Genomic DNA, 13,792 nt, shown 5'->3' with positions numbered 1-13,792 from the left:
GATGAACTCTGCTTCTCACACCGCCCGGCAGCACTGGATCGGCGTGCTGGCCCGCGCCCGTCGCAGCGAACTGCAGCCCCATGAAGACGCGCTGCGCGACGTTGAGTACCAGCTGATACGCGCCCCGGAAATCGGCATGACCCTGGTCCGTGGCCGCATGGGGGGCAACGGCGCGCCGTTCAACGTCGGCGAAATGAGCGTGACCCGTTGCGTGGTGCGCCTGGCTGATGGCCGTACCGGCTACAGCTACCTGGCGGGGCGCGACAAGGTGCATGCCGAATTGGCCGCGCTCGCCGACGCGCACTTGCAAGGCACGCAGCAGCGCCATTGGCTCGACCAGTTGATCTCGCCGCTGGCCAACGCCCAGGCCGAACGCCGCGCGCGGAAAGAGGCGGAAACCGCCGCCACCAAAGTCGAATTCTTCACCCTCGTGCGAGGAGAAAACTGATGAGCGCACAGCTGTTGCAACCGGCGTTCGCCGACCCGGTGCTGGATGCCCAACGCGGGTTTCGCGCGGCACTCAAGGCGCTGGCCGGCCCCGGTCTGATCCAGACCCTGCACGCCACGCCGAGCCTCGAGGGCCTTATGCCTGCGACCTACGCGCTGTGCCTGGCGTTGCTGGATGTCGACACACCGCTGTGGCTGGCGCCGTCCTTCGACACGCCGCTGATCCGCGCCAACCTGGCGTTCCACTGCGGTTGCCCGCTGACCGCGAATCGTGAAGACGCACGCTTTGCCTTGCTCGCCGCCGAGGATCTGCTCGACCTGAGCGGCTTCGATCACGGCAACGACCGTTACCCCGATCAGTCCTGCACCTTGCTCGTTCAACTGCCGAGTCTCGATGGCGGGGCAGGGCTGTGCTGGCGCGGGCCGGGGATCGAAAGCGAACACGGCGTTGCGTTGCCGGTGGCCGATGGCTTCTGGCGCGAGCGTGAACGGCGCAATGAATTCCCCCGTGGACTGGACCTGTTTTTCACCGCCGGCCACGGCCTGATCGGCCTGCCGCGCAGTACCCGCATTGCACAGGAGTGTGTCTGATGTACGTAGCCGTCAAGGGTGGCGAACAGGCCATCGACAATGCCCACCGTCTGCTGGCGAAAAAGCGCCGGGGTGATACCTCGGTTACTGAATTGAGCGTCGAGCAAATCCGTCAGCAACTGCCGCTGGCGGTGGCGCGGGTCATGAGTGAAGGCTCGCTGTACGACGAAGAACTGGCGGCGTTGGCAATCAAGCAAGCGGCGGGGGATCTGGTCGAAGCGATCTTCCTGCTACGCGCCTACCGCACCACGTTGCCGCGCTTCAGCCCGAGCCTGCCGATCGACACCTCGACCATGCAGCTGAGCCGACGTCTATCCGCCACCTTCAAGGACGTGCCGGGTGGGCAGTTGCTGGGGCCGACGTTCGATTACACCCATCGACTGCTCGACTTCGCGCTGCTGGCTGAAGGCGATTATCCGGGGCCGCAAACGACCCCTGACGCCAGCCTTGAAGCGTGCCCCCGGGTCCTGGGTTTGTTGGCCAGGGAAGGCTTGATCAAGAACGAGTCCGACAATGGCGACAGCGTCGCCGACATCACCCGCGATCCGCTGGAGTTGCCCGCCAGCCGCGCCGAGCGCCTGCAGGCCCTGGCCCGTGGAGATGAAGGGTTTCTGCTGGCGCTGGGCTACTCGACCCAACGCGGCTATGGCCGCAACCACCCGTTCGCCGGGGAAATCCGCATCGGTGAAGTCGAGGTGTGGATCGACCCCGAAGAGCTGGGCTTCCCGATCAATCCGGGCAGCATCGAAGTCACCGAGTGCGAGATGGTCAACCAGTTCGTCGGCTCGGCCACCGAACTGGCGCAGTTCACCCGTGGCTATGGCCTGGCCTTCGGACATGCCGAGCGCAAGGCCATGGGCATGGCGCTGGTCGACCGCGCCTTGCGTGCCAAGGAGTTCAACGAAGAGATCGAGTCCCCGGCGCAGCAGGAAGAGTTTGTGCTGATGCACTGCGACAACGTCGAGGCCGCCGGTTTCGTCTCGCACCTCAAACTGCCTCACTACGTGGACTTCCAGGCCGAGCTGGAACTGATCCGCAAACTGCGAAAGCCTGCCGAGGGCAGCACCCATGAATGACTTGAGCCAGGTACCCGTGCGCGACGCGGCGTACAACTTCGCCTACCTCGATGAACAGACCAAACGCATGATCCGCCGCGCCTTGCTCAAGGCCGTGGCGATCCCCGGTTATCAGGTGCCATTCGGTGGCCGCGAGATGCCGTTGCCTTATGGCTGGGGCACCGGCGGCATGCAACTGACCGCGGCGATTCTTGGCGACGATGACGTGCTCAAGGTCATCGACCAAGGCGCTGATGACACTACCAATGCCGTGTCGATCCGCCGTTTCTTCGCTCGCACCGCCGGCGTCGCCACCACCGAAATCACCCCGGACGCGACGGTGATCCAGACCCGTCACCGCATTCCGGAAACGCCGTTGCACGCCGATCAGATCATGGTCTACCAGGTGCCGATCCCTGAGCCGCTGCGCTTTATCGAACCGTCGGAAACCGAGACCCGGACCATGCACGCCCTCAACGATTACGGGGTAATGCACGTCAAGCTCTACGAAGACATCGCCACCTTCGGCCACATCGCCACCGCCTACGCTTACCCGGTGATGGTCGACGAGCGCTACGTGATGGACCCGTCGCCGATTCCCAAATTCGACAACCCGAAACTCGACATGAGTCCGGCGCTGATGTTGTTCGGTGCCGGTCGCGAGAAGCGTCTGTACGCGGTACCGCCGTACACCAGAGTCACCAGTCTCGACTTCGAGGATCACCCCTTCGAAGCACAGCAATGGGACGCGTGCTGCGCCATTTGTGGCAGCCATGAGTCGTTCCTCGACGAGCTGATCATCGACGATGCCGGCACCCAGAGCTTCGTCTGTTCCGACACCTATTACTGCGCCCAGCGCGTCAGCCAGCAGGAGCAGGGCCAATGAACCAGGCGCTGAAAAACGAACTGTCGGTGTCCACCGAGCCCTTGCTGCAAGTGCGTGACCTTTCGCTGTTGTACGGCCCGGAAAAGGGCTGTCAGGACGTCAGCTTCGACCTGTATCCCGGTGAAGTGCTGGGGATTGTCGGTGAGTCCGGTTCCGGTAAATCGACTTTGCTTTCACTGCTCAGTGGAAGGCTGCCGCCGCAAAAAGGTCTTATCGGTTATCGCGACAAGCAGGGCCAATGGCTGGACCTGTACAGCGCCAGCGAAGCCGAACGCCGCACCTTGCTGCGCACCGAATGGGGCTTTGTCGAGCAGAACCCGCGTGACGGTTTGCGCATGGGTGTGTCGGCCGGGGCCAACATCGGTGAACGGTTGATGGCGCAAGGCGTGCGCAATTACCAGCAGCTGCGTGGGGCGGGGCTGGACTGGCTGAGCCAGGTGGAAATCGATCCGCAGCGCATCGACGACTTGCCCCGCACGTTCTCTGGCGGCATGCAACAGCGCCTGCAGATCGCCCGCAACCTGGTGTCGAGTCCGCGCCTGGTGTTCATGGACGAGCCCACTGGCGGCCTCGACGTCTCGGTGCAGGCGCGGTTGCTCGACCTGCTACGCGGTCTGGTACGTGAACTGGATCTGGCGGTGGTGATCGTCACGCACGATCTGGCGGTGGCGCGGTTGCTGGCCGATCGCCTGATGGTGATGCGTCGCTCGCGGGTGGTGGAAACAGGTCTTACCGATCAGATCCTCGACGACCCGCAGCACCCTTACTCTCAACTGTTGGTGTCTTCGGTGTTGCAGCCATGATGAATACCTTGATCGAGGTCCGTGACCTCTCGAAAACCTTCACCCTGCACCAGCAGAACGGTGTGGTCCTCAATGTGCTGCGCGGGGTGGATTTCAGTGTGGCGGGCGGCGAATGCCTGGTGCTGCACGGCCAGTCCGGTGCCGGTAAAAGCACCTTGCTGCGCACCCTGTATGGCAATTACCTGCCGGCGGGCGGCAGCATCCGCGTGCAGCACGACGGGCAGTGGCTGGAGCTGGTGGACGCCGAGCCCCGGGACATTCTCCAGGTGCGTCAGCGCACCTTGGGTTATGTCAGCCAGTTTCTGCGGGTCATTCCACGGGTGGCCTGCCTGGACGTGGTGATGGAGCCGGCGTTGGCCCGTGGCTGGTCGAAACATCTGGCGCAATCCCGTGCCGAGTTGCTGCTCAGCCGCCTGAACATTCCGCCACGCCTGTGGCAACTGGCGCCCGGTACCTTCTCCGGTGGCGAGCAGCAGCGGGTCAACATCGCCCGGGGTTTTATGGTGGCGTGGCCGGTGATGTTGCTCGATGAACCCACGGCTTCCCTGGATGACAGCAATCGCCAAGTGGTGCTGGAACTGATGAACGAAGCCAAGCAAGCCGGTGCCGCGTTGATCGGCATCTTCCACGACCGCGTCGCCCGCGAAGCGGTTGCCGATCGTCATCTCGACATGACCCCAGCAGCGAATCAAGAGGAATACGCCGATGCCCGTTGAACAGATCCTCAGCAATGCCCAACTGGTCACCGCTGACCGCGTGTTCTATGGCACCGTGCTATTACGCGACGGCTTGATCGCCGACGTGGCCGAAGGCCCGAGCCGCTTGCCCCAGGCCCAGGACCTCAATGGCGATTACCTGCTGCCCGGCCTGGTGGAACTGCACACCGACAACCTGGAAAAACACATGACCCCGCGCCCCGGCGTGGACTGGCCGTCGCGCCCGGCGGTGCTCAGCCACGATGCGCAGATCATCGCGGCCGGCATCACCACGGTGTTCGACGCGGTGTCCATCGGTGACGTGAATCCCAAGGGCAACCGCATGCAGAAACTGCCGGCGATGCTGGAAGCGATCTCCAGCGCGTCCGACGCCGGGCTGACCCGTGCCGAGCATCGCCTGCACCTGCGCTGTGAGCTGTGTCACCCCGACACGCTGAGCGTGTTCCGCGATCTGGTGGAGCATCCGCTGGTGCAACTGGTGTCGGTGATGGACCATTCGCCGGGTCAGCGCCAATTCGTGCTGGAGTCCAAGTACCGTGAGTACTACATGGGCAAGTACCACCTGACAACGACGCAAATGGATGAATTCATCACGTTACAGATGGCCAATTCCCGCGAGTACAGCGACCGCTATCGCGCGGCGATTGTCGAGCACTGCCTGGCTCGCGGCCTGTCGGTGGCCAGCCATGACGACGCAACCCTGGCCCACGTCGAGGAGTCGGCACGCTACGGGATGACCATCGCCGAGTTCCCGACCACCGTCGAAGCGGCGCGTGGTTGCCGGCAGCAAAACATGAAAGTGTTGATGGGCGCACCGAACATCGTGCGCGGCGGTTCGCACTCGGGTAACGTGGCCGCCGCTGACCTGGCGGATGAAGGGCTGCTGGATATTCTGTCCAGCGATTACTACCCGGCGAGCCTGTTGCAAGCAGCGTTTGCACTGGCGGCGCAGAGCGAGCGGATCGATCTGGCCGCAGCGATGCGCATGGTCAGCCTGGCCCCGGCCCGCGCCGCAGGGTTGAGCGATCGCGGCGAAATCGCCCCGGGCCTGCGCGCCGATCTGGTACAGGCACGCAGTCAGGACGGTTTGCCGGTGGTCCAGCAAGTATGGCGACAAGCGAAGAGGGTGTTTTGATGTCCGGCAGGTTGATCTATCTCATCGGGCCTTCAGGTTCGGGCAAGGACAGCCTGCTGGATGCCGCACGAACGCGGTTGGCCGAACGCGGCTGTCGTATCGTGCGGCGAGTCATCACCCGTTCGGCGGAAGCCGTGGGCGAGGCGGCGCTGGGCGTCAGCATGCAGCAGTTCACCGAGATGCAGGCCCGGGGCGCATTTGCCCTGAGCTGGCAGGCCAATGACCTGGCCTATGGCATCCCGCGGGAAATCGATGATTGGCTGGCGGTGGGGGACGACGTGCTGGTCAACGGTTCACGCGGGCATCTACCGCAAACCCGTGAGCGCTATCCGGATGTGTTGGCGGTGCTGCTGACCGTGGACCAGACAGTATTGCGCCAGCGCCTGCTGGCGCGCGGGCGTGAGTCCGTGGCCGAGATCGATCTGCGACTGGCGCGCAATGCCCGGTTCAATGAGCGTCTGTTGGCCGATGACCCCAAAGTGCATGTACTCGACAACTCCGGACCGCTGGAGCGCACTGTCGAGTACCTGCTCGCCTGCATCGATGAGCCTGCCGCATGCGCCTGACCCTGCTGGGCACCGGTGATGCCCGACAGGTGCCGGTCTATGGTTGCGAATGTCAGGCCTGTGTTCGTGCGCGTTTCGATGAACGCTTGCACCGTCGACCGTGCTGTGCGTTGATCGAATGCGGCGACCAGCGCTGGCTGATCGACAGCGGCCTGCCGGACTTGACCGAACGCTTTCCGCCACGCAGTTTCAACGGCGTCCTCCAGACCCATTACCACGCCGATCATGCCCAAGGGCTGCTGCATCTGCGTTGGGGCCAGGGCCTGGTGATTCCGGTGCACGGTCCGGTTGACCCGGAAGGCCTGGCGGACCTCTACAAACATCCGGGCATTCTCGATTTCAACCAGCCGTTCGAAGCTTTTGAAACCCGATCCTTCGGCACGCTCAACGTTACCGCGCTGCCATTGCTGCACTCCAAACCAACGCTCGGTTACCTGCTCGAAGGCGAAGGACGTCGCATCGCCTACCTGACCGACACCGTAGGCCTGCCACCGGCCACCACGGCGTGGCTGCAACGTCAGCCGCTGGACGTGCTGGTGCTTGACTGCTCGATGCCACCGCAACCGCAGGCACCGCGCAATCACAACGACCTGAACCTGGCTATGCAATGCATTGACGAATTACAACCTGAGACGGCGGTGTTGACCCATGTCGGGCATACGTTTGACGCATGGTTGATTGAGCATCTCGGTGAGCTGCCGGGCAATGTCAGTGTGGGGTGGGATGGGTGTGTGTTGTAGGAGGGACTGACTTGCCCACCCTATATTGGCCCGAAAGGCGAGTCGGGGTTTATGGATACACCCGATCACCTTGTGGGAGCTGGATACGATCTTTTGATCTTGATTGGGAGGGCGTTCAGACGTCCTTTAACAACCCCCGCACATACTCCACAAACGCCCGAGCCTTGGCGCTGACCATCCTGCCCGTAGGAAAAACCGCCCACAGGTCCTGGTTCGGCAACGTCCAGTCGGTCATCACTTCCCTGACCGAACCGTCGGCCAGCTCCGGTGCAAACATCCATTCCGAGGCCATGGTCAGCCCCTGATGGGCCAGTACCGCAGCCCGCAGACCCTCGGCGGCGTTGACTCGGATGCGGCCGCTAATGACGACGGATTGTTCTACGTCAGCCCTCTTGAGCGACCAGTTGGCACCGCCACTCAGGGTGTAGACGACCGCCTGGTGCTTGCTCAGGTCAGCGGGGCAGGTGGGCTCACCGTGTTGTTCGAAATACGTCGGCGTACCCAGCACCACGCGCCGGCATTCGGCGATCTTGCGGGCGGTGAGGCCCGAGTCGCTCAAGGCGCCCATGCGCAGGGCAACATCGACGCCTTCTTCCACCAGGTTGACGTTGCGATCGTCGAGCATCAGGTCGATGTTCAGTTCCGGGTTCTGTTCGAGAAACGGCCCCAGGTGCGGGACGATGTGCAGCCGGCCGAAGGTCACGGCGGTGCAGATACGCAGGTTACCGGTCAGTCCACTTGCCGCGCCGCGAGCGGCGTTGTCCGCCTCGTCGGCTTCTTCAATGGCGCGCTTGGCCCGTTCGAAAAAGGCCAGGCCTGCTTCGGTGGGTGTCAGGCCACGGGTTGAGCGCAACAACAACCGCACCGCCAGACGCGATTCGAGCTGTGCGATGGTTTTCGATACCGCCGGCTGACCGATATTCAGGCGTCGTGCGGCGGCGGAAAACGAGCCGGTTTCTACCACGTAGACGAAAGTTTCCATTGCGGCGAGACGGTCCATCGTGGGTCCTTGTACAAATGACACTGTGGGAGCGAGCCTGCTCGCGAAGGCGTCAGGTCAGTCAGCATCCATGTTGAATGTTACGCCGTCTTCGCGAGCAGGCTCGCTCCCACAAAGGGCAGTATTCAATCACACCCGGTAAAACAACCGAACGTCGAGTTGCAGGTTTTTGTGCTTGAGTAAAGATAACTCTGGAGTTACTTTTATTCATGCCGGAGCAAGGAGGCGGATGGTGCAGAGCAGGCTACTGATCAAGGAGTTGATGGAGGCAGGTTGGACATTGGATCGGATCACTGGAAGTCATCAAATCTTCACCCACCGTTACAACCCATACACGATTCCCGTTCCCCATCCGAAAAAGAATTTGCCGGTCGGGACGGTCAAGAGCATCAGGAGGCGAGCCGGGCTTTTTTGCCCGCTGGCCAGTTACGCAGGAGATCCATAATGCAATATCCAATCTGTATCGAGTGGGGCGATGAGAACACCGCCATCGGTATCCAGATCCCCGATATTCCAGGCGCGGTAACCGCCGGGGATAGCTTTGAAGATGCCTACAACGCGGCGGTCGAGATTGCCCACATCCTGCTTCAGGAGATCGCGGCGGACGGGGGGACGATTCCGATGCCGACTTGCGCAGCCGAGCACCGTGGCAATCCGGTGTTTGCCGATATGGGGTGGGGGATGCTGGAGCTGGATATCTCGCCGTATCTGGGCAAGACCGAGAAGGTCAACGTGACGCTGCCGGGCTATGTCATCCAGCGAATTGACCGCTATGTGCGTGAACACAACGTCAAAAGCCGTTCGTCGTTTCTGGCGGATGCGGCGATGGAGAAGCTGGTTCGGTATTGAGTGGTGTCAGTTACATCGCTATCGCGGGCAAGCCACGCTCCCACAGGTTATTCACTAACCCTGTGGGAGCGTGGCTTGCCCGCGAAGCTTTTGAGGGGTTACGCGGTAGCCAGCGAACGCTTCTCCGAAACACTCAAAAACCGCACCAGCGCCACCAACGGAAACGCACTGCCGACAATCACGATCCAGAACCAGCCGCCATGTTCATACACTGCGCTGGCCACAGAGGAACCAAACGCACCGCCGATAAAGATGCTGGTCATGTACAGCGCATTCAGGCGGCTGCGGCTTTTGGCGTCGAGGGCGTAGACCGCGCGTTGGCCGAGGACCATGTTCATCTGCACGCAGAAATCCAGCACCACCCCGGTCACGGCCAGGCCGATGACGCTGTAGACCGGATGAATAAAGGCCGGCAGGAAGCTCAGGCTGGCAAACAACAGCGCCAGCAACGACGCGATGCGGGTGTGGCCGGCATCGGCCAGGCGACCGGCGATGGGCGCAGCGATGGCACCAATGGCACCGACCAGGGCGAAAATCGCGATCTGCGATTGCGACAAGCCATGATTGCGCGCCAGCTCCAGCGGCACCGCGGTCCAGAACAGGCTGAACGTGGCGAACATGCAGCCTTGGTAAAACGCGCGCTGACGCAGAACCGGTTGCTGGCGCAACAGTGTCCAGAGCGAGCCGAGCAACTGGCCATACGACGCACTGTGATCAGGTTGGCGCTTGGGAATGGTCACGGCCAGCACGATACTGATCGCCGCCATCAGCAGCGCCGCGATCACAAACATCGCCCGCCAGCCGAGGTGGTCAGCGACCACGCTGGACACCGGTCTCGCCAACAGAATCCCCAGCAGCAAACCACCCATGATCCCGCCGACCACGCGACCGCGAGATTCTTCAGGTGCCAGATGCGCGGCCAGCGGAATCAGGATCTGTACCGACACCGAACTGAAGCCCACCAGCAGCGAAATCAACAAAAAGACATTCGGCTGATCGGTGAATGCAGCGCCCAACAGACTGGCAATCGCCACCACCGTGGTGATGATCATCAAGCGGCGGTTCTCCAGCAAATCCCCCAACGGCACCAGAAAGAACAGGCCAAGCGCATAACCGATCTGGGTCAGCGAAACGATGAAGCTGGCCAGGGTGCTGGTCAGGCCGACGTCCGGCGCGATCAGGCCGATGATCGGCTGCGCGTAGTAGATGTTGGCCACGATCGCGCCGCAACAGAAGGCGAACAGCAGCACCATGCCTCGGGTCATTGTGGCGGTGCCGTGGGGCACCTGAGTCGCTGGATTCATAACGTATCTCGCTGAACAAAAGGGAATGCGCGCAGGCTAATGGCCTGATCAAAACGGCGGAAGAGAGATTGGAGTGATAGCAGTCATTCCGTTGCGGAATGAGTGACGAGCGAGCGTGCCGTTCGCCGATGTCCGTCGAATCAAAATATCAGGGGCTGATGATACATTCACTTACATCTTTTTCGATAGCATGCTTATTTTCTCGCACATCACAAGCGACCGACCATCCGAAGAAATACCGGCTTTTGGGAGATAGCTAAAATCTACAGGGGGATCACTTCAACGCGTCCTTACAAAGCGGGAGTATCACGATGAAAATCGTATCTTCGCTGGCGTTGGTGGTAGCGGCTGGGACGATCTCCGGGTGTTCGACAGTGCCTGATCGCCAGGTCACCAACGTTCCCTTGAACGCTACTTCCATCAATGCCGGGAATATCGCCCGGCCAATCATGATGCCCGACGGGCAAACAACCGTGTTCTGGTTTGCTGTCAGTGGAGAATCCATGGGTAGCGCATTACCAGGTCGTTTGCAGGCCTACATCTACCCGGGAAGCTGTGGAAGTCTGGGTGCCAAACCCGCCTACGACATGAATGACGGCCCGAATGCGCGGTTCTATTCGCAAGCGTCCATGCAATATTTCTGGAAAAGCGCACCCGTACCGGTCGAGACTTTTCGAGCGGGGGGCTATGCGTTGGTGGTGCGTGAAAGCCCGGCCGATGGTCACCAGGCGATTTTCTGCGGGAATCTGAGCTGAAAACCTACCGAACCGGTCATTGCGTAGCGATTGCTGCATCCCAAAAAAGGCGACTCCAAGGTCGCCTTTTTCATCGAATAAAAAAAACGCCATCAATGTAGGACGCTTTTTTCAAGCTGCACGTTCTTTGAGGTTTTTTTCCATCGGCAGAACTCTGGTTTCCGACTTGATTGCAGGAACCGTCCGTCAATACAGCTTGAGTGGTCTGTTCTAGATTCAGCTCTCAGCAGGAGGGCACAAGCCGTACTCCCGAACCCGGCGGTCGTCTGTGTTTTCGAGCGTTGATTCTCACACAGGCTTATCAAGGAAAGAATTAACGATGAGGCTTTTCAAAACCTTTGCAGTGTTCAGCCTGACGCTAGGGATTGCGGGTTGTACCTTCACACAACAGAAAACCCTCAGCCACAGTGACTACATTGAACGGATGGCGACTGCCAGCGCAGTGTCCTGGCCTGAATTGGCGACGCTGGAAGAAATGAAAGAACAGACCGGGTTCTTTGCTGATCTTCAAGTGCTTGTTTACGACGGTGTCAATGCCTGGCTGGTAGATGCAAAGGGTTATCGTGCAATCGCGCCGGAGCCGGTCGAGGCACTGGGCTTGCCATCGGACTTCGGAAAATACGAGAAGCTTTCGTGGAATGGGCGCCCAACTGTCTACATGGGGATAGGGACAGCTTTACCGGAGGTGGAAATGCAAAAGCTGATCACGCAACCGGCGGCAGTCCCTGAATTGTTTTTATTGGCAACCCATGAGGCGTTTCATTTTTATGGCCAGCAAAACTGGCCAATGAATGACGGGTCGCGTGCCGAGCGTTTTCCAATCCAGATACCCCCCCGGCAGTATCGCAAGCATTTAATTGAAGCCTTGCATGCTGCCGTGAGGGGTGGGGTCGAGGAATTAGGCAAGGCCCGCTACTGGTATGACCGTTGGCGGACTGAGTATGCGCGAGAGGCGGTGGAGATTCACGATAACGACATCATTGAAGGAAGCGCCAAGTACGTTGAAGTGCTTGCCGAGATGGTCGCTACCGGCGCTGTTGATCAATCTCAGGCCTGGAATACCGCTGTCATGGCGCGTTCTCCCAATGCTGCAGATACTCCGGCTGATGGCGAAAGCTACCTGATAGGCGCTTTGGCAGGTTACTTGCTGGACCGGCAAGGTACGCAGTGGTGGCAACGTGTCACGCAGGGGGATACACCATTACAACTGTTACTGGAGCCAATGGCAGCGATTGTCGATATTCCTGACCCTGAGTTGAATCAACGTATAACCCAAGCGTTGAACGATCGTAATCAGAGTCTGGAAACCATCATTGGCCCGTTTATCGGACAACTGAGGCATCCTGATACAGTGCGTTTGCTGGTGCCTTCCGTTTCGGCTGCGGGTTCCCTTTCAACGAGTGGTCTTTACCGTGTAGAGGATCTATCGGGAGAAATCCTCACCCACTATTCCCAGCAGTTCTCACCTGCGATGGGGCGCATCACGATGGATAACGTAGTTGCCGCAGCGATTATCAGCGAGTCCTGCGGCGAGATTGGCGGTTTTATAATGGTGCCGATCACGGCCCGGGAACTTGCGGAGGCGCGGGCGGAGCGTCTGCGGATAAACAGAGAAGGAGTGGAAATTGACGTACCTTTTCCCGTCAAGGGCGCTGGCAATGACTGGTGCGTGCGTGACAAGGTAACGACGTAAAAGCCTTGAGTAAGGTAAGGCTGTTCACTTAAGTGTGACACTGAACCCGTGGCGAGGGAGCTTGCTCCCGCTGGACTGCATAGCAGTCCCCATTTTTGGGGCCGCTGCGCGACCCTGCGGGAGCAAGCTCCCTCGCCACGGGCATTTCATTCGTCTCGAAGTTTTCTTGAGTGAACAGCATTACCTGAGTAAGGGGCTTTTACAGTTGCGGTTACTGCCCGCTATAGATCTGGTCAAACACCCCGCCATCGTTGAAGTGGGTTTTCTGCACGGTGCGCCAGTCACCGAAGGTCTTCTCGACCGACAGGAAGTCCACTTTCGGGAAGCGGTCGGTGTACTTGGCCAGCACTGCCGGATCACGCGGGCGCAGGTAGTTGGCGGCGGCGATTTCCTGGCCTTCCGGCGACCACAGGTACTTCAGGTATTCCTCGGCGGCGGCGCGGGTGCCTTTCTTGTCGACCGATTTGTCGACCACCGACACCGGTGGCTCGGCTTCGGCGGAGACGCTTGGGTAGATCACTTCGAACTGGTCGCGACCAAACTCGCGGGCAATCATTTCCGCTTCGTTTTCGAAGGTCACCAGCACGTCGCCGATCTGGTTGGTCATGAAGGTGGTGGTGGCGGCGCGGCCACCGGTATCGAGCACCGGTGCTTGCTTGAACAGCTTGCCGACGAAATCTTTGGCCTTGTTCTCGTCGCCGCCATTCTTCAGCACGTAGCCCCAGGCCGACAGATAGGTGTAGCGACCGTTACCCGAGGTTTTCGGGTTCGGCACGATGACTTGTACACCGTCCTTGAGCAGGTCAGGCCAATCTTTCAAGGCTTTCGGGTTGCCCTTGCGCACGATGAACACGGTGGCCGAGGTGAAGGGCGCACTGTTGTTCGGCAGGCGCGTGACCCAGTTGTCCGGGACCAGTTTGCCGTTGTCCGCCAGGGCATTGATGTCAGTGGCCATGTTCATGGTGATGACATCAGCCGGCAAGCCGTCGATGACCGAACGCGCTTGTTTGCTGGAACCGCCAAAGGACATCTGCAAGGTGATGTTTTCGTTGTGCTGGGCTTGCCAGTGTTTCTGGAACGCAGTGTTGTAGTCCTTGTAGAAATCGCGCATCACGTCGTAGGACACGTTGAGCAGGGTCGGTGCGGCTTGAGCCACGCTGGTCAGGGCCAGGCCAGCGGCCAGGAGTGAGGCGCCAAAGAGTTTTTTCACTGCGCATTCCTTGTTCGAGACATTTTTATTTAAAGATTGAGG

The 13,792-nt window shown here is 60.4% G+C and carries 16 protein-coding genes; 13 read left to right on the top strand and 3 right to left on the bottom strand.

The window, feature by feature from the left end; all coding sequences use genetic code 11:
* Position 1 precedes the first annotated feature (1 nt).
* From phnG to phnP, 9 genes are read left to right on the top strand one after another with little or no spacing between them, the layout of a single operon-like run.
* Positions 2-448, top strand: coding sequence for a phosphonate C-P lyase system protein PhnG (gene phnG / locus CKW21_RS20180; protein ID WP_095195686.1), 447 nt, complete (start codon positions 2-4; stop codon positions 446-448).
* Positions 448-1,038, top strand: a complete 591-nt coding sequence (gene phnH, locus CKW21_RS20175; RefSeq protein WP_095195685.1) for a phosphonate C-P lyase system protein PhnH — start codon at positions 448-450, stop codon at positions 1,036-1,038. Before phnG ends, phnH begins: the two co-directional genes overlap by 1 nt.
* Positions 1,038-2,114, top strand: coding sequence for a carbon-phosphorus lyase complex subunit PhnI (locus CKW21_RS20170; RefSeq protein WP_095195684.1), 1,077 nt, complete (start codon positions 1,038-1,040; stop codon positions 2,112-2,114). Before phnH ends, CKW21_RS20170 begins: the two co-directional genes overlap by 1 nt.
* The gene (locus CKW21_RS20165) at positions 2,107-2,979 is read left to right on the top strand and encodes an alpha-D-ribose 1-methylphosphonate 5-phosphate C-P-lyase PhnJ (RefSeq protein ID WP_095195683.1); all 873 of its coding nucleotides are present in this window, start codon (positions 2,107-2,109) and stop codon (positions 2,977-2,979) included. The genes CKW21_RS20170 and CKW21_RS20165 overlap by 8 nt, the downstream gene beginning before the upstream one ends.
* Positions 2,976-3,782: a phosphonate C-P lyase system protein PhnK gene (phnK, locus tag CKW21_RS20160; RefSeq protein ID WP_095195682.1), complete on the top strand. Its 807-nt coding sequence runs from the start codon at positions 2,976-2,978 to the stop codon at positions 3,780-3,782. The genes CKW21_RS20165 and phnK overlap by 4 nt, the downstream gene beginning before the upstream one ends.
* Entirely contained in the window at positions 3,782-4,498 is a 717-nt protein-coding gene (gene phnL / locus CKW21_RS20155) for a phosphonate C-P lyase system protein PhnL (protein WP_095195812.1), read from the top strand. Before phnK ends, phnL begins: the two co-directional genes overlap by 1 nt.
* Complete coding sequence (locus CKW21_RS20150) at positions 4,488-5,633, top strand: alpha-D-ribose 1-methylphosphonate 5-triphosphate diphosphatase (RefSeq protein ID WP_095195681.1); 1,146 nt, start codon at positions 4,488-4,490, stop codon at positions 5,631-5,633. The genes phnL and CKW21_RS20150 overlap by 11 nt, the downstream gene beginning before the upstream one ends.
* On the top strand, positions 5,633-6,199 hold the full coding sequence (phnN, locus tag CKW21_RS20145; RefSeq protein WP_095195680.1) for a phosphonate metabolism protein/1,5-bisphosphokinase (PRPP-forming) PhnN: 567 nt from the start codon (positions 5,633-5,635) through the stop codon (positions 6,197-6,199). Before CKW21_RS20150 ends, phnN begins: the two co-directional genes overlap by 1 nt.
* On the top strand, positions 6,190-6,939 hold the full coding sequence (gene phnP / locus CKW21_RS20140; protein ID WP_095195679.1) for a phosphonate metabolism protein PhnP: 750 nt from the start codon (positions 6,190-6,192) through the stop codon (positions 6,937-6,939). Before phnN ends, phnP begins: the two co-directional genes overlap by 10 nt.
* Before the next feature lie 115 nt (positions 6,940-7,054).
* Here phnP and CKW21_RS20135 read toward each other — a convergent pair whose 3' ends face one another.
* Positions 7,055-7,939, bottom strand: coding sequence for a LysR family transcriptional regulator (locus tag CKW21_RS20135; RefSeq protein WP_095195678.1), 885 nt, complete (start codon positions 7,937-7,939; stop codon positions 7,055-7,057).
* A gap of 232 nt (positions 7,940-8,171) precedes the next feature.
* On the opposite strand from CKW21_RS20135, the gene CKW21_RS20130 reads away from it, so the two are divergent.
* Together CKW21_RS20130 and CKW21_RS20125 are read left to right on the top strand one after the other, a co-directional pair.
* The gene (locus CKW21_RS20130) at positions 8,172-8,384 is read left to right on the top strand and encodes a type II toxin-antitoxin system HicA family toxin (RefSeq protein ID WP_095195811.1); all 213 of its coding nucleotides are present in this window, start codon (positions 8,172-8,174) and stop codon (positions 8,382-8,384) included.
* Positions 8,384-8,788 carry a type II toxin-antitoxin system HicB family antitoxin gene (locus tag CKW21_RS20125; protein WP_095195677.1) on the top strand — a complete coding sequence of 135 codons (405 nt, stop codon included), beginning with the start codon at positions 8,384-8,386 and terminating at the stop codon, positions 8,786-8,788. Before CKW21_RS20130 ends, CKW21_RS20125 begins: the two co-directional genes overlap by 1 nt.
* Positions 8,789-8,886: 98 nt before the next feature.
* Here CKW21_RS20125 and CKW21_RS20120 read toward each other — a convergent pair whose 3' ends face one another.
* Positions 8,887-10,092, bottom strand: coding sequence for an MFS transporter (locus CKW21_RS20120; RefSeq protein ID WP_095195676.1), 1,206 nt, complete (start codon positions 10,090-10,092; stop codon positions 8,887-8,889).
* A gap of 311 nt (positions 10,093-10,403) precedes the next feature.
* On the opposite strand from CKW21_RS20120, the gene CKW21_RS20115 reads away from it, so the two are divergent.
* On the top strand, positions 10,404-10,847 hold the full coding sequence (locus CKW21_RS20115) for a hypothetical protein (RefSeq protein WP_095195675.1): 444 nt from the start codon (positions 10,404-10,406) through the stop codon (positions 10,845-10,847).
* 319 nt (positions 10,848-11,166) lie between these two features.
* Entirely contained in the window at positions 11,167-12,540 is a 1,374-nt protein-coding gene (locus CKW21_RS20110; RefSeq protein WP_095195674.1) for a hypothetical protein, read from the top strand.
* Between the two features lie 211 nt (positions 12,541-12,751).
* Here CKW21_RS20110 and CKW21_RS20105 read toward each other — a convergent pair whose 3' ends face one another.
* Positions 12,752-13,750, bottom strand: a complete 999-nt coding sequence (locus CKW21_RS20105) for a sulfate ABC transporter substrate-binding protein (RefSeq protein WP_095195673.1) — start codon at positions 13,748-13,750, stop codon at positions 12,752-12,754.
* Between the last annotated feature and the right edge of the window lie 42 nt (positions 13,751-13,792).

Origin of the sequence: Pseudomonas sp. Irchel 3A7 (assembly GCF_900187565.1) — a bacterium.
Lineage (GTDB): Bacteria > Pseudomonadota > Gammaproteobacteria > Pseudomonadales > Pseudomonadaceae > Aquipseudomonas.
This window is presented reverse-complemented; position numbering and strand designations above follow the sequence as displayed.